Below are 19,442 nucleotides of genomic sequence, written 5' to 3' on the forward strand. Positions count from 1 at the left end.
TCGCTTTGTCGAAGATTTCCAGTAGGCGAAAAAGATAGAACTGGTCAGGTAGGCATAGAGAGCCTCGTGCGGGGCAAGGTGAGGGCCTTGGACGGGGAGAGGAATGTCGCCGGGCGCAGCCTCGCGCGGCGTCGTCCGGGAGGTCGCCGAAATGTCCAGTCTGCTCCTGTCACCGCGTTGGAAGCTGCCTGACGGTGTCAGTCTGATCGCCTTCGTCCTGGTCGCCGGGATGGTAGCGTGTGACGACGCGCCGGTCGTCGCGTCACGGGAGGAGGCCGTCGAACTCGGGGAGGGCTCCGGCACACGCTGGCATGCGCTGACCGACCCGACGCCGATCCCGCTGTTCCTCGCCCGGGCCGTGACGGGGCGCCAGGACCTTCGCTCGGGAGATCCGGCAGTGCGCCCCTATGCCGAGGCTCTTCGCGCGGCAAGAGGGCACTACATCGAGACGGACCGGATGCTGGCCAATCGCCTGATCCAAGCCGCCGTTCTCCTCGCCGAACGCGGCGAGGCGATCGATCCCCTGCAGCTGCTCGACGATCTCGTCGCGCGGTCCGGCTCCGGAAGGCGCTCCTTCGGGACAGAGATCCACCACTATCTCAACCTGCGCGAGGAGGGGGTAAGCCACGCGGCGGCCATCGAGCGGCTCGACGGAGCCCTGGCCGCGGATGCGGCGGACCCTGCAGGCCGATGAAGGGCGGTCGCCCCCTGGCCGGCTGGCTGAAGCGCCAGAACAGTCTGCAGGCGCAGATGACGGCGGGTCTGCTGCTGATCAGCCTCGGCGCGTGGTTGGCGCTGGCGGTGGTGATCGTCGTCAATGCCCGCATCGCAACGGGCCGGGAAGTGGCCTCGTCTTTCTTTATCGCGGAGCGGTTCGTGCAGGAGCGGGTCGAGGCACTGAAGGGCACGGATGACGTCGCAGCGGAGCTTCCCGCGCTGATGGCTCAGCTCGCCGAGATGCGCCATGTCCGCGCGACGCTGACCTTGGGGCCGCGACATGGCGCCGAAGGAGCGGCGGCGGGCGCATCGAGCCCCTCCGGCGCCGAGGAGGAGGCCGGCGACAGGTTGCAGGGGAGCGAGGAGGAAGACGACGAGAGGGCGCCCGCCTTGTTCGCCGGCCTGATCAACTCCACCGCCCTCCACAGCTTCGTGCCGGTGACCCGCAACGACACGCGCCTCGCCACGATCGACCTGCATTCGGATTCCGCCGACGAGATCGCCGAGGTCTGGGAAGACTTCCGCTTCGTGCTGCCCTTGACGATGATCTACGGGTTCCTGGTTTCGGCGATGGCGCTCCTCTATGTCAGGCGGGTCTTTCTCAGGCTGAAGGAAACCTCGACGGCGCTGGTCGACCTCAAGGACGGTGATCTTTCCGCGCGCCTGCCGGAGGCGGGATTCGCCGAATTCGCGCCGGTGACCGCCGGCTTCAACGAGCTGGCCGCCTCGCTGAACGTCAAGACCCGCTCGAACCAGCAGCTCGCCAACCGCCTGCTGACGGCCCACGAGGAAGAGCGCCGGCGCCTTGCCAACGATCTTCACGACGAACTCGGGCCCAATCTCTTCTCGCTTCGGGTGCGCCTGTCGGAACTGAAGCGGGCGTTGGGCGACGGGCAGGGCGCCGATCATCCGGCGAGCCGGCCTCTCGCCGAACTGGAGAGCGGCATCGCCGGCGTCCAGACGCTTTTGCGCCGCATCCTCTCCCGGCTCAAGCCGATGTCGATCGGCAGCCTGCCGCTTGCCGATTCCCTCCAGGGCCTGGTGTCCGAATATCGCCAGACGGCGCCCGAAGCGACGATCTGCCTTGCCGCGACCACCCGGTCCCTCAGCTTCGGCGAAGCGGTCGACATGACCGTCTACCGTTTCGTCGGCGAGGGCATCCTCAACGCGCTTCGCCACGGCCGCGCCACCACCATCGCCGTCGCCCTGCGGATCGAGACGGACGGGCAGGGTGATGTGCCCGTTCTCTCGGTCGTCGTCAGCGACGACGGGGCAGGCCCGTCTGGCAAGCCCGCGAGCGGCGGGATCGGGCTCAGCGCCGTGCGCGACCGGGTGGAGACCCTCGGCGGGACGCTTTCGGGGCCGCTTCGCCGGGACGGAAGCACCGTCGTCGCCATCCGCATACCCTCGGCCACCGGCCGGCGCGCCCGCATGTCCGCCCTCGCGGAATAGGCGGCGTTCGCCAACAGCAGGAGAATTGCATGCCACTGGCGCTGATCATCGACGACCATCCGATCGTCCTGCAGGGATGCCTGGAGACCATCAAGGCCCATGGCGCCTGCGACGTCGTCGGCACGAGCAGCCTCGCCGACGGGTTCCGGGCCTATCGGCGGCGGCGGCCCGACATCGTCATCCTCGACCTGTCGTTCCGCGACAACGCCTTTGCCGGCCTGACATTCCTGCGGCGTTTCCGGGCGGTCGACGAAAAGACGCCCGTCCTCGTCTTCTCCATGCACGACGACCCAACGATCGTGCGCAATGCCCTGCACCTGGGAGCGAACGGCTTCGTCCAGAAGGACGTGGCGCCGGAGACGATCGGCCAGGCCTTCGCCGCCGTGATGGGCGGGGCGGCCTTCCTGATGCCGGAGATGGCGACGCGCGTCGCGCTGCTCAACCAACCGCGCGCCAAGCCGCTGCTCGATCAGCTCAGCGCCCGCGAGATCGAGATCCTCGGCCTGATCAGCCGGGGCCACGCCTATGCCGACGTCGCCGCCCATCTCGGCATCAGCTACAAGACGGTGGCGAACACCGCCTCGGTCCTCAAGTCGAAACTCGCCGCCCGCAGCCTGCCCGAACTGGTCGTCAAGGCGCTTCAGCTGCTGCATTGAGCCGGGAGGGGACGCGCCCTCGGCTCTTCCACGAGAGCCGCCATGCCGCAGCCATCCGAAGACTTGGCTGCGGACGGCTGTCGGAATCTCCGTCAGTCGTCGGGCCGCGCGGGGCAACGGTCGCTTGCGCCGCCGCATCTGTCTCTCATCGGCTGAAATGGGCCTCGATCTCCGCGCCGGTGGCGATCCACGTGTCGCCCCTGGCCTGGACGTGGCGAAGGACGTCGCGCAGGTCGATCAGCCCAGCTCTTTGCGATGCGCCTCGGCAAGTTCCGCCATGGAGGTGAAGCGGAAGGCGTAGCTCGGCATCTCGCCGGGGTTCATCGTCGCGCCAAAACCTTCCTTGCCGTGGCGGCGATAGATCCAGGCCGAGGTGAGGCCGGCCTTGTTGGCCGGCTGGTGGTCGTGGAACATGCTTTCGGCCGTGTGCAGGATGTCGCCCTTTGCGACACCGAGCCCGGAGAGCTTCTCCAGCATGTAGTCGAAGTTGCGCGGTGCGGGCTTGTAGGAGCCGACGTCCTCGGCCGTATAGATCGCGTCGAATTCGACGCCCAGCCGGGCATTCGAGCCGGCGAAGCTGCGGTTGTCGACGTTGGACAGGATGACCAGCTTGTAGTGCTGCTTCAGATAGGCGAGCGCCTCGGCCGTATCGGGAAAGGCCGGCCAGTCGGGCACCGAGTTGCCATAGGCCAGACACTCGTCCCACGTCGCCGGCACGCCCCATTCCTCGGAAAGGCGGCGATGGACGGTGGCGAGCAGTCGGCTGTAGGGCATGGCCGGCGTCTGAGCCTGCTGCGAGGACTCGTGCACCGCGTGGCGCTCCAGCACGCGGTCGCGCGGCATCTCGGTCCCGAGCTTGTCGAGGAGCGGCTGCAGCGCCGTGAAGATGCCGGTCTCCCAATCGATCAACGTGCCGTAGCAGTCGAAGGTGAGTGCCTTGAAGTCGGTGAGTTTCATGAGCTTGGTTCTCTCAACTGGTGCGGGTCAAAGGGCGGAGCGCGTGACGGTGCCGCGCGCCATGACGAGCTTCAGATGGGTGTCGGGCTTCGTGAGCACGGTGATGTCTTCGATCGGATTGCCCTCGACGACGATGAGGTCGGCCGATAGCCCGGCCTTCACCTGGCCGAACTCGTCCTCCATGCGCATCAGCTTCGCGCCGTTGATCGTCGCGGCCCGCACCAGATCGGCCGCCGGGACAACACCGGACCGCAGGCTGAACTCCGACAGCTGGCGCCGGTGCATGGCGCCGAGGAGGTCGGTGCCGTAGGCCATGGTGACGCCGGCCCGATGGGCCATCTCGACGGCGTTGATGCCGGCGTCGAGGACGTCGTCGATCTTGGCGGCGAGTTCGGCCGGAAGGCCCGCCTCGACGCCTTCGTCCTTGAGGGCGCGATAGGTCGCGAGCGTCGGCACCAGGAAGGCGTCCCGCTCCTTGATCATCGCAATGGCGTCCTGGTCGGCAAGATTGCCGTGCTCGATCGATCGCACCCCGAGCTTCAGGCTGCGCTTGATGGCGCGGGCGGTATAGGCGTGGACGACGACGTAGAGATTGGCCATTTCGGCCTCCTCCACGACGGCGGCGATCTCCTCCTCGGAGAACTGATCGGAGGAGATGCGGTCGGTCGGTGAGGAGATGCCGCCATTGCCCATGATCTTGAGGTGGTGGGCGCCGCGCCGGATTTCCTGCCGCGCCGCCTTGCGAACGGCAGGAACGCCGTCGACGATGCAGCCGAGACCCGGCTGGTTGTAGGCTTGGTCGTGAGCGTCGATGCCGGCAGGACGGACGTCGCCGTGGCCCCCCGTCGGCGATAGCGCCTTGCCGCCATAGATCAGCCGCGGGCCACGGATCAGGCCCTCGCGCACGGCCCGGGCAAGGCCGAAGTCGGCGCCGCCGACGTCGCGCACCGTTGTGAAGCCGCGATCGAGCATCCCGCCCATGATCGAGGCGGCGGCCGCCGAGACATAGCTCGGCGGCGTGCGCTGCAGCTCGGTGAAGTTGGCCGAATAGGCGGTGACGTGGACGTGGCTGTCGACGAGGCCCGGCATCAGCGTCCGGCCGGCGACGTCGATCCGCCGGGCATCGCTCGCGGCGACGGGCGCCTCAGTGATCTCGCGGATGCGGCCGTCCTCCACCACCAGGTGGCGGTCGGGTAGGAGCGTTCCGGCCTCGACGTCGAGGACGGAGGCGTTTTCGAATATCGTGATCATGCTGGTCTTTCCATTTCTTCGAAGCAGTGCCGCAGCCCTGTGTGCGGGCGGCGGAAGGTGGTCAGCGGCGGGCCGCGAGATAGGCCGGCGCCAACGTCGCGGCGAGGAGATCGAGGCCGGCGAGATCGGCTTCTTCGTAGGATCCCATCGGCCCGAGCACCGAGACGACGCCGAGAACGTCGCCGTTCCAGCGCACCGGTGCGTTGACGCAGGCCTCGCATCCGAGCGAGAGGATCAGCTCATGGTCGGGAAAGGCCCAACGTATGTCGTCGGCGCCATTGCCGATCCAGGTCCCGCGGCCCTTGAGGACCCGCGCCCCCCATTCGGTCGGCCCCATCGGCTTGCGGCCCTTCAGCGGATATTCCGCGGGCCGGCTGGAATAGATGCGCTCGACCTCGCCGGCCGGGGCATCCCAGGCGAGCAAGGTGAAAAGCTGATGCCCGACGCTTTGCTTGCAGAGCCCGTCGAAGGCCGCGAAGAGGGCCTGCGGCTGGCCGGCTTCGGCTGCCGCCTCGCCAAGGATGCGCAGCGCAGCTGGAATGTCGAAGCGGCCGGTGGCGATGGAAGAATTGGTCATTGGATGTCACCCGTATAGGACGCGCGGCAGCCAGAGCGCGATGTCCGGAAAGACCGCGAGAATGACGGTGCCGAGCGCCATGAGGAAGAAGAAGGGCAGGGAGTACCAGGCGATCTTGCCGATGGGCACGCCGGTCATGCCCTGCAGGACGAAGAGGTTGAAGCCGACGGGCGGCGTGATCTGGCCCATCTCGACCATGATGACGAGATAGACGCCGAACCAGATCGGATCGAAGCCGGCCTGGACGGCGAGCGGCAGCGTGATGGGGAGGCTCATCACCACGATCGAGACCCCGTCCAGGAACAGGCCGAGGACGATGTAGAAGATCGAGAGCACGATGAGCAGCCCGTAGGGCGAAAGGTTCAGCGCCGCGATCGCGTTCGCGACGTTGGCCGGCAGGTGCAGATAGCCCATGGCCGTGGAGAGCACCGCCGCGGCGATGAGGATGATCGACACCATGCAGCTGGTGCGCACCGCCCCCATCAGGGTTTCGAGGAACAGCTTGAAGGTGAGCTGGCGCATCACGATGGTCAGCACCAGGGCGGTCGCGACGCCCACGGCCGCCGCCTCGGAGGGTGTGGCGATGCCCGAATAGATGGCACCGAGCACGATCGCCATGAGAATGAGGATCGGGGCGAGGTCGAGGCCGATGTGCAGATAGCCGCGGAACGTCGTGCGCACGCCGCTCGGGGGCGCGAAGCCCGGATTGGCGAGGCAGCGGATCACGATGTAGCTGGAGTAGAGGAAGGCGATCAAAAGGCCCGGGAGGATGCCGGCGGCAAAGAGCCGGCTGATCGAGACCTCGGCGAGAATGCCGTAGACGATCATGACGATGGACGGCGGGATCAAGAGGCCGAGGCTGCCGGCGCCGGCCAGCGAGCCGAGGGCGAGCGAACGGTTGTAGCCGCGCTGTTCGAGTTCGGTCGTGGTGATCTTTCCGACCGTCGCGGCCGTCGCCGCCGAGGAGCCGCTGACGGCGGCGAACAGCGTGCAGCCGAGGACGTTGGTGTGGAGAAGCCGACCCGGGAGATGCTCCACCACCGGCGCGAGGCCGCGGAACAGCCGGTTGGAGATGTCCGTCCGGAAGATGATCTCGCCCATCCAGATGAACATCGGAATCGCCGCCAGCTCCCAGGTCGAGGCGTAGCGATAGGCGATGTTGGCCGCGATCGTGCCGATCCGGTCGATGTTCATGCCGAGGACGAGCATCAGCGAACTGATGGCGACGAGGAGAAGCCCCGCAAAGACCCAGATGCCGAGCCCGAGATAAATGAAGATCAGGATCCCGACGATGCCGGCCGGATAGAGGGCTTCCATCGAAACTTCCTCATGCGTGGGAGCGAAACAGGGCGGTGGGGGATCAGATGTGACCCGTCGTGTCGGGCTCGACCGGCGGGGGCGTGTCGAAGATCTGGCGCAGGAGGTAGGCGAGGACCTGCAGCCAGAAGACGCACAGGCCGAGAAGCACGAAGCCCTCGGGGATCCACATCGGCACCGCCGCGATCGAGCTCGACGTGGTGCCGCGGGCGACGTTTCTCGCGACGCGGATCCAGAAGAACCAGATGAAGATCGAGGTCAGGCCGAGCGTCAGGGCCGCGCATCCGGCCTCCACCACGCGGCGGCCGACGCCGTCGAGGCGCGCCAGGAGAAGGTTCACCCGGATGAGATTGCCGTGCTCCAGCGAATAGCCGAGCGCCATGAAGGTGCAGGCGGCGACGCCGTAGCCGACGAACTCGTCGAGGACGAAGGTCGAGGTGGCGAAGAAATAGCGCAGGACGATTTCGTAGAGGATGTGCCCCACCATCAGGACGAGGGCGAGGGCGGCCACCGCCGCGGCAAGGCGCGAAATGGCGAAGACGATTGTCTGGAACCGACGCATGCGCTCACGCTTCGTTCGACTGAGAGAAAGGGTTCGAGCGTGGCCAGCAAGGCCGGCTCGGCCGAAGGGTGGGACGCATTCTCGAAAGCCCCCGACCCCTCCGGCCGATCATGCCTTACTGCTTGCGCCGGCTGTCGTAATCGGCGAGCAGCGCGTCGGACTCGGGGAACTTCGCCTTCCAGTCGGAGATCGATTCCTCCGCCGCCTTGCCGAGCGCCGCGAGATAGTCGGGCGAGACGTCGGTGACGATCGTCATGCCGTTCTCCTTCATCTGCGCGTAGTTCTCCTTGACGCGGTTCTCGAGCAGGCCCCAGCCGAAGTCCTCGGCCTCCTTGGCGGCCTTGGCGACGGCTTCCTTCTGCGCGTCGGTCAGGCCGTCATAGACGTCCTTGTTCATGTGGACGATCTGCAGCGGGCTCGCATAGTTCACCTCGGTGAAATGCGACTGGTGCTCCCAGAGCTGCGCCGCCGCGCCGCCATCGGCGGAGGTCAGCACGCCGTCGATGCCGCCGGTGGTCAGCTGCGGCACGGTATCGGCCCAGGACAGCTGGATGGGCGCCGCGCCGGCGTTGCGCAGGGTGATGGTGCCGTTGGCGTCGTAGGTGCGGATGCGCACGTTCTTGATGGCATCCATGGAATCGAGCGGCTTGTTGCCCCAGAGCCCGCTCGGCGGCCAGGGCGTCGCGAACAGGAAGACCTGGTTCGAATCCGCCAGCACCTTCTCATAATAGGGCTTGCTCGCCTCGTAGAGGGCGCGCGTATCCTTCACGGTCGGGGCGAGGAAGGGCAGGGACGAAACGAGGAAGACGGGGTCGATGCCCGACCAGGCGCCGACGAAGGAGGAGGCGACCTGGACCGCACCGTCGCCGACGGCGTCGAACTGGTCCACCGACTTGTAGCCGAGCGCCGCGCCGTGATGGGCGGTGACGGAGATCTCGCCGTTGCTGGCGGCATCGAGCGCCTTGATGAAGGTGTCGGCCGACTGGGCATGAACCGAATTCGGCGGGTACTCGTTGGCGAGGTCCCAGCGCTCCTGAGCAGCAGCCGCACCAACGGCAAAGGCGAGGCCGAGCGACACGCCGGCCGCCATGATCGTCTTCAACATCATACGCTCTTTTCCTTCGTTTCGCGATTTCATGCCAGTCGGCAGCGAGTACAGCACACCTGCGGTCAGTCCGAAAGCTTCGCGGCAGGGTAGTGTTTTTCGAGGTAGGCCCGGCTGTACTTCTCGGATGCCAGGTCCTCTTGCAGTCTTGCCGGATCACGCTCGGCGGGATCGCCATAGCCGCCGCTGCCCGGCGTCTCGATCACCACCTGCTCGTGCGGACCGACGACGACGCCCGAAGGCTTGACGTCGAGCACCGTTTCGCCGTCCGTGCCCTTCAGGACATATTGACCGGGCCGTCCGGAGTTGCCGCCGAAGATGCCCCAGGGGGCATTGCGGAACCGCTCGCCGGCGCCGTTGAACAGGCAGTCGTGGCCGATCGGCTGGATGACGCGGCGCAGGCCGCCGCCGCCGCGATAGTGCCCCGCGCCGCCGGAATCCTCGACGAAGCCGTAGCTGACCACGCGCAAGGGATATTCGGTCTCGATCGCCTCGATCGGCAGGTTCGAGGTGTTGGTGATGTGCACCTGCACGCCGTCCTTGCCATCCCTGTCGTTGCGCCCGCCGAAGCCGCCGCCGAGGGTCTCGAAATAGAGATAGTCGCGCCCGCTGCGCGGGTCCTTGCCCGAAAAGACGGCGGTGGTGTTGGCGCCGTTGGATGCGCCGACGGCGCGCTCCGGAATGGCCTCGGCAAAGGCGCCGATGATGATGTCGATCAGCCGCTGGGACGTGTGCGCTCTTGCGGCCACCGGCGCCGGCGCGCGGCAGTCAACGATCGAGCCCGGCTCGGTGACGAGCTCGCAGCAGTCGAGAATGCCCTGGTTGTTCGGGATATCCGGATCGAGGAGGGCCCTCAGCCCATAGGCGACGGCCGCCTTGGTGGCGTTGATCGGCACGTTGATGTTGCCGCTCACCTGCGGCGAGGAGCCGCGCCAGTCGAAGACGGCACGGTCGCCGGAAATGGTGATCGCCAGCTTGATCGGGATGTCGACGGCGGCGACGCCGTCGTCGTCCATCACGTCCTCGAAGCTGTAGGTGCCGTCCGGCACGCCGGCGATCGCCTCGCGCATGCGGGCCTTGGTACGGGTGACGAGTTCGTCGAACACCTGGCGGATCGTCCCGACCCCGTAGCGCTCGCCGATCTCCTTGACGCGCCTGACGCCGAGACGGCAGGCGGCGATCTGGGCGAAGTGGTCGCCGCGGCGCTCGTCCGGGATGCGGGCATTGAGCAGGAAGATGTCCATCAGGTCCTGCTGCAGCTCGCCCTTGCGGAACAGCCGGACGAGGGGGATGCGCAGCCCTTCCTGATAGATCTCGGACATACCGCCGGCCATCGAACCCGGCGCCATGCCGCCGATGTCGGCGTGGTGGGCGATGTTGCAGACGAAGCCGATCAGCTCGCCGTCGAGGAAGAGGGGCGCTGCGTAGTTGATGTCGGGAAGATGCGTGCCGCCCGCCACATGCGGGTCGTTGGCGACGAAGACGTCGCCTTCGGCGATGTCCTCCAGCCGGTATTTCGCCAGGATCGTTTCCATCAGCCCGGTCATCGAGGCGATGTGGATCGGCAGCGACATGTCGGCCTGGACGATCAGCCGGCCGTCCCGGTCGCAGATCGCGGTGGAGTGGTCGTGCCGCTCCTTGATGTTGGTCGAGTAGGCGCTCTTCATCAGGGCGATGAAGGTTTCGTCGACGACCGAGCGGAAGGCGCTGGCGACGATCTCGATGGTGATGGGGTCGAGCGGTGCGGTCGGGAGGGGCGGGCGGCTCATGAAGCGTCTCCGCGCGTGATGACGATGTTGAGGGCGTCGTCGACCGTCGCCACGTCCTTCGGGAAGAGGAGGCTCGTCGCGTCGAACTGGTCGATGACGGCCGGGCCCTCGATCCGGGTCCCGGGCGCGAAGGAGGCGCGGTCGTAGATCGGCGTCTCGATCGCCGCCTCGCCGTCGAACCAGACGGGCCGGTAGGTGCGCGGCTCCGGTGTCGCGCTTGCGCCGGCGCCGATCGGCGGAGTGCCGGGCGAGGGCAGGCGGCCAATCGCCGTCAGGCGAACCGCCATGACGTCCACCGGATCGGCGGGATTGTGGAACCCATAGGCCTGCTCATGGGCTTCGAAGAACAGCCGGCGCAATTCCTCGACCGAGGGCAGTTCGTCGAGGCCGACCTGCAGCTCGTAGTTCTGGCTGGCATAGCGCATGTCGATCGCCAGCTTGCGGCTGCGCGCCTGCGGTTCGACCGCTTCGGCTTCCCACCACCCTTCCGCCTCGGCCATCATGGAAGACACGAGTTCGGCGAGTTCGGAAGCGTTTTCCTCCGCCAGCGCCAGGCGCCCCGAGCGCACGAAGCTCTCGGCCCGGTCGGCGACGAGGAGACCCTGGGCACAGAGGATGCCCGGCGAATAGGGGATGATGATCTCTTTGATGCCCAGCGCCCGGGCACAGCCTTCGGCATGCAGCGGTCCGGCCCCACCGAAGGGCATCAGCACGAATTCGCGCGGATCGTGGCCGCGCTCCACCGAAATGGCGCGGATGGCGCGGACCATGTTGGCCGAGACGATGTCGAGGATGCCCTTGGCCGTCCGCTCCACGGTGAAGCCGAGGCGCTCGGCGATCTTGCCGACGGCGCGGCGCGAGGCATCCTCGTCGAGCGTCATCGATCCGCCGAGAAGGCCGTGGCCGGACAGCCGGCCGAGGACGACATTGGCGTCGGTGACGGTCGGCTCCGTGCCGCCGCGGCCGTAGCAGGCGGGGCCCGGCACGGCGCCGGCGCTGACCGGACCGACCTTGACGAGGCCGTCGCGGTCGAACCAGGCGAGCGAGCCGCCGCCGGCGCCCACCGTGTTGATGTCGACCATCGGCATGCGCACCGGAAAGCCGGCAACGTCGCGGTCGAAGGAGAGCTTCGTCTCGAGATTGCGGATCAGCGCGACGTCGGCGCTCGTCCCGCCCATGTCGAGGGTGACGATGTTGGCGCGGCCGGACAGGCGCGCGGTGTGGATCGCGCCCATCGCGCCCGCCGCCGGGCCGGACAGGGCCGTGCGGATCGGAAAGTCGCGAGCCTTGTCCACCGACATCAGGCCGCCGCTCGACTGGTTGATGCCGACCGTCGCCTTGGGCGACATTTCGGCGAGCGCGTCTTTCAGCGTCGTCATGTAATGGGAGAAGGCGGGCTGCAGATAGGCGTTGAGCAGCGTCGTCGAGGAGCGCTCGTATTCGCGGAACTCCGGCTGCACCTGCGAGGAGATGGAGATCGCGATCTTCGGCAGAGCGGCCTGGATTCTCGCTCTCACCGCCTCTTCGTGAGCGGGATTGAGGTATGAGAAGAGGAAGGCGATGGCGACCGCCTCGGCCTTGCAGGCCTTCAGCTTCTCGATCACAGCGTCGACGCTCGCTTCGTCGAGCGGCGTCACCACCTCGCCGGCCGCACCCACGCGCTCGCGCACCTCGAAGCGCATCTCGCGCGGGGCGAGCGGCATGGGATGGTCGGTCTTCAGATCGTAGAGCTTCGGCCGGATCTGTCGGCCAATCTCGACGAGGTCGCGGAAGTTCTCCGTCGTGACGACGGCGACACGCGCGCCGCGGCGCTGGATCAGGGCGTTCGTCGCGACGGTGGTGCCATGGGCGAGGCTGCGGACGGCCTGGAGCGGGAAGCCGGTTTTCTCGGCCAGTTCGCGCAGCCCCGAAACGATCGCGTCGGCGGCGTTGTCCGGCGTGCTCGACGTCTTGTGGAGCGCGATCGTGCCTGAGGCACGATCGAACGCGTAGAAGTCGGTGAAGGTGCCGCCGACGTCGACGCCGACGAGCCAGTCATCTGCCTGCATTTCGAGCCTGCCTGTTTATTTGTCAGAAGCGTATGCTGCTTGTATACAGATTGTCAACGGGGCCGCATTCCGACCGAATACACGAGGGCGAACGATGAGCGACACAGCCGCCGAGCCGGGCAGCGAACGGGTCTACAGGGACCTGCGCCAGGAGATTTTGCGCCTCGTGCTGAAGCCTGGCGAGGACCTCGACGAGAGCTTCGTGTCGAGCCGCTTCGCCGTCTCGCGGACACCTGTGCGCGAGGCGCTGATCCGGCTGACGGCCGAGGGTCTCGTAACCTCGACGCGCGGACGGGGCGCGCGCGTCGCACCGCTCAGCATCGGCGATCTCCGGGCGTTTTTCGAGGCGCTGGACATTCTCCAGCGCAGCGTGACGCGGCTCGCCGCCCATCGCCGCCAGGAGAGTGATCTCGAACGGATCGAGGCTTTCATGCTCGCCTTCGAGGAGGGGGCGCGGGCGTTGAAGAGCGAGATCGTCGCCGACGTGAACTACGACTTCCACTCGGCCATTGCGGATGCCGCCCGGTCGAGCTTTCTCGCCGCCTCCTACCGGCGTAGCCTGGTCGAGGGGCTGCGCATCGGCTACGTCTCCTTCTCCGAGCACGAAGGGCTGGACGAGCGCCTGGAAACCCATCTCGCGGCGACCATGAAGGATCACCGGGAGATGTTCGCGGCGATCGCCGGACGTGATCCCGACGCGGCGGAGCGCCTCGCGGGCCAGCATGTGGAGCTGTTCCGCAACCGCATCGCGGGCACCATTCTGTCGACCGATCTGACGCGCCGCATTTCGGCTGTCTCGCCCCAGAGCTGAAGCTGCGGCGGCGGGCTACGGGGAGGGCGCAGGCCCGGCCAAGGCGACGGCGCGGGCGGGGCGGCCGATCGTCCATGCCGTGGCGGCGCGAGTCGTTGCCAGATCGAAGGCAGGGCTCCGAGCGCCTGTCCCATGCGCTGCAAAGACGCAACACCCGATGGGGAACGACTCTCGCGGGAATAAACATGACTCGATTGATCATGTTTTGTCGATTACCGCTTTCTCGGCATTTCTCGAGTCGCGGGTTTCCCATGTATCAGTTTCCTCACCGTCTCACCGGACAGCCCTTGCGTCGGCGCGCCCTGGCGAGCACTGTCCTCGCGATGGCGGGGCTCGGTCCGCTGGCCATGCAATCGGCTCTCGCCCAGTCCGTCGTCCGGCTCGACGAGGTCGTCATCGGCGGCGAGGGAAACGGCGCGGGAACGACCGTCGGATCGATTGGACTTGCCAGCCCTGCGCCGGTCGACGGCTACGTCGCCAGCGAGGCGACGGCGGGTGCGAAGGTCGCGACGCCGCTCGCCGAAATCCCTCAGGCTGTGTCGGTGGTCTCCCGCAAGGAACTCGACGACCGCGGCGTCCAGAAAGTCGACGAGGCGCTGCGCTACACGCCCGGCGTCTTCGCCCAGCCCTTCGGCTCCGACAGTGACACCGACTGGGTCTATATCCGCGGCTTCGACGCGACGCAGTCGGGCATGTTCCTCGACGGGCTGCAGCTCTTCCAATACGCCTTTGCCGGGATCACCGTCGATCCGTTTCTGCTCGACCGGATCGAGGTGCTGCGCGGGCCGGCCTCGGTGCTCTACGGCGGCTCCAATGCCGGCGGCATCGTCAACGAGATCTCCAAGCGCGCCGACGGCGCCCATCACGGCTATGTCGAGACGGGTGTTACCGACGATCCCAACGGCTATGTCGGCTTCGACATCGGCGACGAGTTCTTCGAGGCGAGCCCCTGGAGCTACCGCGTCGTCGGCCGCGTCAAGGGCGGCGACACCCAGACCGACCATGCCGACAACTTCCGCGGCGTCGTGGCGCCGAGCCTTTTGTACGAACCCGACGCCGACACCCGGCTCGAACTCTACGCGACCTACCAGTACGACGATCAGAAGCACACCGGCGGCTTCTGGCCTTATGTCGGCACGGTGACCGAGGCGCCCTACGGCAAGATCCCGCGCGATCTCTTCTACAGCGAACCCGATCTCGACAGCTTCGAATCGCGTCAGGCGAGCATCGGCTACGATCTGCAGCAGACGCTGACCGACCAGATCACCATGCGCTCCAACACCCGGCTCTTCCATGTCGAGCGCAACGAATACGGCCCGTACCCGTATGACTTCGACACCACGGATAACACGCTCAACCGGCTGAACTTCGCCCACGACACCAAGGCCGATCTCTTCGAGACCGACAACCAGATCGTCTTCGAGGACCAGATCGGCGCGGTCCACCACCAGTTGCTCGCCGGCATCGACTACAAATACTACCGGATCGACCAGTGGCAGGCGACAGGTCCGGCCGACCAGCTCGACCCGATCAACCCGAACTACACCGACAATCTCGGCGCGCTCTACGCCCCCTATCTCGACGAGATCGTCGACATGAACCAGCTCGGCTTCTACGCCCAGGAACAGGCGAAGTTCGGCGACGGCTGGATACTCACCCTCAACGGTCGCTACGACAATGTCTGGATCGACCGGGACGACCGGACCGCGTTGAACAACGACTATGACCGCGAGGACGGCGCCGCCAGCGGCCGGGCGGGCCTTGCCTATGAATTCGGCAATGGCCTGACGCCCTATGTCAGCGCCTCGCGCTTCTTCCAGCCGCAGATCGGCACCGACACTGCGGGCCAGCCTGTCGGCCCGCAGACCGGCGAGCAGTACGAGGTCGGTTTGAAATACTCGCCGACCTTCCTCGATGCGAGCTTCACCGCCTCGCTGTTCGATCTCACCCGCCGCAACACGCTGCAGAACCGCACGGTCAACGGCGCCTTCATCACCGAGGCGCTGGGCGAGGTGCGCTCGCGCGGCGTCGAACTCGAGGCGAGCGTCAACCTCGACGAGGCCTGGAACGTCACCGGCGCCTTCACCGCCTACGACCTTGAAATCACCGAGGACGCCGACGAGGCCATCGTCGGCAATCGCCCTTGGCTGATCCCGGAGGTGCTCGCCTCGGCCTGGGTCAACTACACCGTCCCCTCCGGCCAGCTGAAGGGCGTCACCGCCGGCGCCGGCATCCGCTACCAGGGCGACAGCTACGCCGACAACGAGAACACGCTGAAGGTGCCGGACGCGACGGTCTTCGACGTCAAGCTCGGCTACGAGCAGGAGAGCTGGGGCGTCTCGCTCAACGTCAACAACGTCTTCGACAAGGAATATGTCTCGGGTTGCCAGAGCGCGGCCAGCTGCGCCTATGGCGAGGGTCGGAGCGGGCTGTTGAAGGCGCATTTCAGCTTCTGATGACGGCCACCGAGACTGCAGAAAATGCGGGGAGCGGCGTCCAGGGGGCGCCGCTTTTCCAGCTTGAGGGTGTGGGTTTCGAGATCTCCGGCCGCACGATCCTCGACGACCTCGACCTGATGCTCGAGCCGGGGCGCGTGCACGGGCTGATCGGCCCGAACGGCTCCGGCAAGTCGACCCTCGTCAAGCTCCTGGCGCGCCAGGCCCATCCACGCAGCGGCCACATCGGTTTTTCCGGCCGCCCGATCGACGCCTACCGGGAACGCGAATTCGCCCGGCAGCTAGCCTATCTGCCGCAGACGCCACCGCCCACCGACGGCATGACGTCGCGCGAACTCGTCGCCCTCGGCCGCTATCCCCATCACGGGCCCCTCGGGCGGCTCGGCGCGAACGATGAGGTGGCGATCGAGGAAGCCATGGTCCGCACAGGAACAGGGGAATTCGCGCGGCGGCCGGTGGAGACGCTGTCCGGCGGCGAGCGGCAGCGCGTCTGGCTCGCCATGATGATCGCGCAAGGGGCGCGCTGCCTCGTCCTCGACGAACCGACCTCCGCCCTCGACGTCGCCCATCAGGCCGAGATGCTCGAACTCGTCCGACGGCTGTGCGACGACCACGATCATTCCGTCGTGATCGTCCTCCACGACATCAACATGGCGGCGCGCACCTGCGACCGGCTGATCGCCCTGGAGGGTGGCAAGATCGTCGCGGACGGGCCACCGGCTGAAATCGTCGAGCCGCAGATGCTCGAACGGATCTATGGCGTCCGGATGGGGGTCTTCAGCCAGCCGGGGACCGGCGCGCCGATCGGCTACGTCGCATGATCGGCTGGCCGGGGCACATCAGTCGGCGCGCATTGCTGGCGGGGCTCGCAGCGTCGGCGGTCTCGCCCGGCGCCGCGCGCGCTGCCGCGAGCGGTCGCTTCGCCGTCGTCGACTGGGCGCTGCTCGAAACCGTGCTCGCCCTCGGCCTCGTACCGCTCGCGGCGCCGGAACTGATCCTCTATCGCCGGCTCGCCGTCGAACCCGAAATCCCGGACACGGTCCTCGATCTCGGCCTGCGCGGCGCGCTTAGCTTCGAGCGGCTGGCGCTTTTGCGGCCCGGCGTCGTCTATGGCAGCAACTACAGCGCCTGGGCCGCGCCGCAGATCGAGGCGATCGCCCCCTTCAAGACGTTCCAACTGTTCGTCCCCGGCGAGCCGCCTTTAGACAAGATCAAGGCGATGACGCTGGCCCTCGCCGAGGATTTCGGCATTGCCGGGCGCGGCCGCTCAGTGGTGGCGGGCGCGCGGGCGGAACTTGCCACTCGTCGCCGCCGGCTTGCTAGCATCGGCACCCGCGACGTCCTCCTCGTCGACGTCGGCGACGCCAACCACGTGCGCGTCTACGGCGCCGACTCGCTGTTTGGCGAGACGCTCGCCCAGCTCGGCCTCACCAATGCCTGGGCGGGCGGCACCCGCTACAGCGCCGCCGCCCCGGTCGGCATCGAGGCGCTGGCGGCTTATCCGGAGGCGTTTCTGATCGTCGTCGGCCCGGTTCCCTCGGATGCCGAAACAGAGATGAGGAACGGTGCGCTGTGGCGCGCTCTGCCCTCCGTCGCAGCCGGGCGCTTCGCCGTGATCGCTCCCTGCAACGCCTTCGGCGCGTTGCCGGCGGCGCTGCGGCTCGCCCGGCTGGTGACGGCGGCGTTGCTCGCGGCCGAAGGTCGTGCGCCCGCATGAGCCGGCCAAAGAGCGACACGGCGTCCCCGCGACTGCCGGTCCGGCTGCCCGGCGCGGTGGCGGCAGGGCTGTGGCTGCTCCTGCTTCTCACCTGCCTTGCCGTCTTCGCGCTGGCGGCCCGGCATTCGCTGGAGGGCCTGGCTCCGGGCTTTGCGGGTAACTATCTCGCCTATGGCCTGTTGCCGCGGGGCGGCTTCGCCCTTCTCGGCGGCGCTGCGCTCGGGCTGGCCGGCGCGCTTCTGCAGCGGACCCTGCGCAATCCCGCCGCCGATGCCTCGACGCTCGGGGTCGGAGCCGGGGCGCAACTCGCCCTCGGCGCGGCCACGCTCTTTGCTCCGACGCTGATCGCCGAGGCGCGCAGCGTCGTCGCCTTCATCGGTGGCGGAAGTGCGCTTCTGCTGGTGCTCGTCCTTGCGCGCAACCGGAACTACGATCCGGTCACGATGATCCTCTGCGGTCTCGTGGTCTCGCTGGTCTGCGGGGCGCTCTCGGCGACGCTGATCCTTGCCGGCGGCGACTACATGCTGTCGCTCTATCTCTGGGGCGGCGGCGCGCTCGCCCAGACCGGCTGGCGCAACGACGCCGTGCTCATCGGCCTGCTGGTCGCCGCCGGACTTGCGGCGTTCCTGCTCCGCCGGCCGCTGGCGCTGCTCGGCCTGTCCGACGAAACCGCGAAGAGCCTTGGCGTCTCGACAGCCGCGATCCGGCTCGCCGCTGTCCTCGTCGCGACGATCCTCGCCACCACCGTCACCGCCTTCGCCGGGATCATCGGCTTCGTCGGCCTGATGGCGGCCAATCTCGCCCGGCTTTCCGGCGCCCGGACGCCCGGCACGCTGCTTCTCGCCGCGCCGCTCGTCGGTGCCGTCCTGTTGTTTGCGACCGACGCGGTGGTTCTCGCCATCGAGGCCGTGGCCGGCACCACCGTCGCCACCGGCGCGGTGACGGCGCTGGTCGGCGGGCCGCTGCTCCTCTGGCTGCTGCCGCGCCTGCCGCAACGTGCCACCGTGCCGATGGCGGTGTCGTTCCGGCGGCTGGCCCAGCCGCGGGCGATGCTCCTCTGGCTGGCGGTCCTGACCTTCGTCGCCGCGCTCGTCTCGCTCCTGCTGATGCCCGATGGCGCCGGCGTCCTCACCGATCCGGCCGCCATTGCGGCGCTGATGCCGCTGCGCTGGCCGCGGTTGCTGGCGGGTGCCTCTGCGGGGGCGATGCTCGCCGTCGCCGGCGTCGTCCTGCAGCGCTTTACCGCCAATCCGATCGCCAGCCCCGAGGTGCTCGGCATCAGCTCCGGCGCCGGGCTCGGGCTGGCGGTGCTGCTCGTCGCCGTACCCTTCGCCGGCACCGGTGCCATGCTGCTCGCCACCGGGGCGGGATCGCTGGCTGCGCTCGCCGCGATCCTCGTCTTCGCCCGCGCCGCGCGGCTCGGGCCGGAGCGGTTGCTGCTCGGTGGCATCGCGGTGGCATCGCTGGCCGGCGCCGGCGTCACGCTGGTGATGGCCCGCGGTGGGCCGGAAGCCTCGCGGCTGCTCGACTGGATGAGCGGCTCGACGCTGCGGGTGACCTCCAGCCTGGCGCTCGCCGAAGCCGCGCTGGCCGTCCTGCTTCTGCCGCTCGCCGTCCTCGCCCATCGCTGGCTGGCGGTGCTGTCCCTCGGTGGCGTCACCTCGCGCAGTCTCGGCCTGTCGCCGACCCGGGCAGGCGGCCTCCTCGTCACGCTCGCCGCGATTCTGACGGCGGCGGCGACGCTCGCCGTCGGGCCGCTGTCCTTCGTCGGACTGATGGCGCCGCATCTCGCCCGCAGCATCGGCTTTGCCCGGCCGAAGGAGCAGCTTTTCGGCGCCGCGCTCCTCGGCGCGGCGATCATGATCGCGACGGACACCGCCGCGCGCAGCCTCGCCTTTCCCTATCAGCTGCCGACCGGCCTTTTCGCCGCCCTCGTCGGCGGGCCCTATCTCGTCGCAATGCTGCTTCGAAAGCCGCGCTGAGCCTCCTTCCAGCGCAACGGCTCCTGACTGATAAGGGTCGGCATTTCGCCGCAGGGTGGCTGTCT

General features: G+C 67.9%; 16 protein-coding genes. 8 read left to right on the forward strand and 8 right to left on the reverse strand.

The window, feature by feature from the left end; translation table 11 throughout:
• Positions 1 to 151 precede the first annotated feature (151 nt).
• Genes GTK09_RS16315 through GTK09_RS16325 form a run of 3 tightly spaced genes read left to right on the forward strand, consistent with a single transcriptional unit; the run spans position 152 to position 2,825 of the window.
• Positions 152 to 694 carry a hypothetical protein gene (locus GTK09_RS16315; protein WP_163464434.1) on the forward strand — a complete coding sequence of 181 codons (543 nt, stop codon included), beginning with the start codon at positions 152 to 154 and terminating at the stop codon, positions 692 to 694.
• Entirely contained in the window at positions 691 to 2,169 is a 1,479-nt protein-coding gene (locus GTK09_RS16320) for a histidine kinase (RefSeq protein ID WP_163464436.1), read from the forward strand. Before GTK09_RS16315 ends, GTK09_RS16320 begins: the two co-directional genes overlap by 4 nt.
• A 29-nt stretch (positions 2,170 to 2,198) precedes the next feature.
• Positions 2,199 to 2,825, forward strand: a complete 627-nt coding sequence (locus GTK09_RS16325) for a response regulator transcription factor (RefSeq protein ID WP_163464438.1) — start codon at positions 2,199 to 2,201, stop codon at positions 2,823 to 2,825.
• 237 nt (positions 2,826 to 3,062) lie between these two features.
• On the opposite strand, the gene GTK09_RS16330 is transcribed toward GTK09_RS16325, so the two are convergent.
• The 8 genes from GTK09_RS16330 to GTK09_RS16365 all read right to left on the reverse strand — a co-directional run bounded on the left by GTK09_RS16330 (position 3,063) and on the right by GTK09_RS16365 (position 12,411).
• Positions 3,063 to 3,782: a haloacid dehalogenase type II gene (locus GTK09_RS16330; RefSeq protein WP_163464440.1), complete on the reverse strand. Its 720-nt coding sequence runs from the start codon at positions 3,780 to 3,782 to the stop codon at positions 3,063 to 3,065.
• A 27-nt stretch (positions 3,783 to 3,809) separates the two neighbouring features.
• The gene (locus tag GTK09_RS16335; protein ID WP_163464442.1) at positions 3,810 to 5,033 is read right to left on the reverse strand and encodes a metal-dependent hydrolase family protein; all 1,224 of its coding nucleotides are present in this window, start codon (positions 5,031 to 5,033) and stop codon (positions 3,810 to 3,812) included.
• 61 nt (positions 5,034 to 5,094) lie between these two features.
• The gene (locus GTK09_RS16340; protein WP_163464444.1) at positions 5,095 to 5,610 is read right to left on the reverse strand and encodes a GAF domain-containing protein; all 516 of its coding nucleotides are present in this window, start codon (positions 5,608 to 5,610) and stop codon (positions 5,095 to 5,097) included.
• Positions 5,611 to 5,616: 6 nt separating this feature from the next.
• Positions 5,617 to 6,927 carry a TRAP transporter large permease gene (locus GTK09_RS16345; RefSeq protein WP_163464446.1) on the reverse strand — a complete coding sequence of 437 codons (1,311 nt, stop codon included), beginning with the start codon at positions 6,925 to 6,927 and terminating at the stop codon, positions 5,617 to 5,619.
• A gap of 43 nt (positions 6,928 to 6,970) precedes the next feature.
• A complete protein-coding gene (locus GTK09_RS16350) occupies positions 6,971 to 7,489 on the reverse strand; it encodes a TRAP transporter small permease subunit (RefSeq protein ID WP_163464448.1) in 519 nt (172 codons plus the stop codon).
• Positions 7,490 to 7,604: 115 nt separating this feature from the next.
• Complete coding sequence (locus GTK09_RS16355; protein WP_163464451.1) at positions 7,605 to 8,597, reverse strand: TRAP transporter substrate-binding protein; 993 nt, start codon at positions 8,595 to 8,597, stop codon at positions 7,605 to 7,607.
• Between the two features lie 62 nt (positions 8,598 to 8,659).
• On the reverse strand, positions 8,660 to 10,363 hold the full coding sequence (locus tag GTK09_RS16360; protein ID WP_163464452.1) for a hydantoinase B/oxoprolinase family protein: 1,704 nt from the start codon (positions 10,361 to 10,363) through the stop codon (positions 8,660 to 8,662).
• Positions 10,360 to 12,411, reverse strand: coding sequence for a hydantoinase/oxoprolinase family protein (locus GTK09_RS16365; protein ID WP_163464454.1), 2,052 nt, complete (start codon positions 12,409 to 12,411; stop codon positions 10,360 to 10,362). The genes GTK09_RS16360 and GTK09_RS16365 overlap by 4 nt, the downstream gene beginning before the upstream one ends.
• Positions 12,412 to 12,505: 94 nt before the next feature.
• Here GTK09_RS16365 and GTK09_RS16370 point away from each other — a divergent pair, with 94 nt between their 5' ends.
• The 5 genes from GTK09_RS16370 to fhuB all read left to right on the forward strand — a co-directional run bounded on the left by GTK09_RS16370 (position 12,506) and on the right by fhuB (position 19,377).
• Positions 12,506 to 13,222 (forward strand): GntR family transcriptional regulator, encoded by a 717-nt coding sequence (locus tag GTK09_RS16370; protein WP_163464456.1) that lies wholly within the window; start codon positions 12,506 to 12,508, stop codon positions 13,220 to 13,222.
• A 251-nt stretch (positions 13,223 to 13,473) separates the two neighbouring features.
• Positions 13,474 to 15,678, forward strand: coding sequence for a TonB-dependent siderophore receptor (locus GTK09_RS16375; RefSeq protein ID WP_163464459.1), 2,205 nt, complete (start codon positions 13,474 to 13,476; stop codon positions 15,676 to 15,678).
• Positions 15,678 to 16,499, forward strand: coding sequence for an ABC transporter ATP-binding protein (locus GTK09_RS16380; RefSeq protein ID WP_163464461.1), 822 nt, complete (start codon positions 15,678 to 15,680; stop codon positions 16,497 to 16,499). Before GTK09_RS16375 ends, GTK09_RS16380 begins: the two co-directional genes overlap by 1 nt.
• Entirely contained in the window at positions 16,496 to 17,395 is a 900-nt protein-coding gene (locus GTK09_RS16385; protein ID WP_163464463.1) for an ABC transporter substrate-binding protein, read from the forward strand. Before GTK09_RS16380 ends, GTK09_RS16385 begins: the two co-directional genes overlap by 4 nt.
• Complete coding sequence (gene fhuB, locus GTK09_RS16390; RefSeq protein ID WP_163464465.1) at positions 17,392 to 19,377, forward strand: Fe(3+)-hydroxamate ABC transporter permease FhuB; 1,986 nt, start codon at positions 17,392 to 17,394, stop codon at positions 19,375 to 19,377. The genes GTK09_RS16385 and fhuB overlap by 4 nt, the downstream gene beginning before the upstream one ends.
• Positions 19,378 to 19,442 lie beyond the last annotated feature (65 nt).

The organism is Jiella pacifica (assembly GCF_010500815.1).
Taxonomy (GTDB): domain Bacteria; phylum Pseudomonadota; class Alphaproteobacteria; order Rhizobiales; family Rhizobiaceae; genus Jiella; species Jiella pacifica.

Bases quoted from the DNA above. Each gene is read 5' to 3' on its own strand.
- GTK09_RS16335 (WP_163464442.1), bottom strand. From the start codon at position 5,033: ATGATCACGATATTCGAAAACGCCTCCGTCCTCGACGTCGAGGCCGGA.
- GTK09_RS16375 (WP_163464459.1), top strand. From the start codon at position 13,474: ATGTATCAGTTTCCTCACCGTCTCACCGGACAGCCCTTGCGTCGGCGC.
- GTK09_RS16345 (WP_163464446.1), bottom strand. From the start codon at position 6,927: ATGGAAGCCCTCTATCCGGCCGGCATCGTCGGGATCCTGATCTTCATT.
- GTK09_RS16385 (WP_163464463.1), top strand. From the start codon at position 16,496: ATGATCGGCTGGCCGGGGCACATCAGTCGGCGCGCATTGCTGGCGGGG.
- GTK09_RS16330 (WP_163464440.1), bottom strand. From the start codon at position 3,782: ATGAAACTCACCGACTTCAAGGCACTCACCTTCGACTGCTACGGCACG.
- GTK09_RS16340 (WP_163464444.1), bottom strand. From the start codon at position 5,610: ATGACCAATTCTTCCATCGCCACCGGCCGCTTCGACATTCCAGCTGCG.
- GTK09_RS16365 (WP_163464454.1), bottom strand. From the start codon at position 12,411: ATGCAGGCAGATGACTGGCTCGTCGGCGTCGACGTCGGCGGCACCTTC.
- GTK09_RS16360 (WP_163464452.1), bottom strand. From the start codon at position 10,363: ATGAGCCGCCCGCCCCTCCCGACCGCACCGCTCGACCCCATCACCATC.
- GTK09_RS16320 (WP_163464436.1), top strand. From the start codon at position 691: ATGAAGGGCGGTCGCCCCCTGGCCGGCTGGCTGAAGCGCCAGAACAGT.
- GTK09_RS16350 (WP_163464448.1), bottom strand. From the start codon at position 7,489: ATGCGTCGGTTCCAGACAATCGTCTTCGCCATTTCGCGCCTTGCCGCG.
- GTK09_RS16370 (WP_163464456.1), top strand. From the start codon at position 12,506: ATGAGCGACACAGCCGCCGAGCCGGGCAGCGAACGGGTCTACAGGGAC.
- fhuB (WP_163464465.1), top strand. From the start codon at position 17,392: ATGAGCCGGCCAAAGAGCGACACGGCGTCCCCGCGACTGCCGGTCCGG.
- GTK09_RS16355 (WP_163464451.1), bottom strand. From the start codon at position 8,597: ATGATGTTGAAGACGATCATGGCGGCCGGCGTGTCGCTCGGCCTCGCC.
- GTK09_RS16380 (WP_163464461.1), top strand. From the start codon at position 15,678: ATGACGGCCACCGAGACTGCAGAAAATGCGGGGAGCGGCGTCCAGGGG.
- GTK09_RS16325 (WP_163464438.1), top strand. From the start codon at position 2,199: ATGCCACTGGCGCTGATCATCGACGACCATCCGATCGTCCTGCAGGGA.
- GTK09_RS16315 (WP_163464434.1), top strand. From the start codon at position 152: ATGTCCAGTCTGCTCCTGTCACCGCGTTGGAAGCTGCCTGACGGTGTC.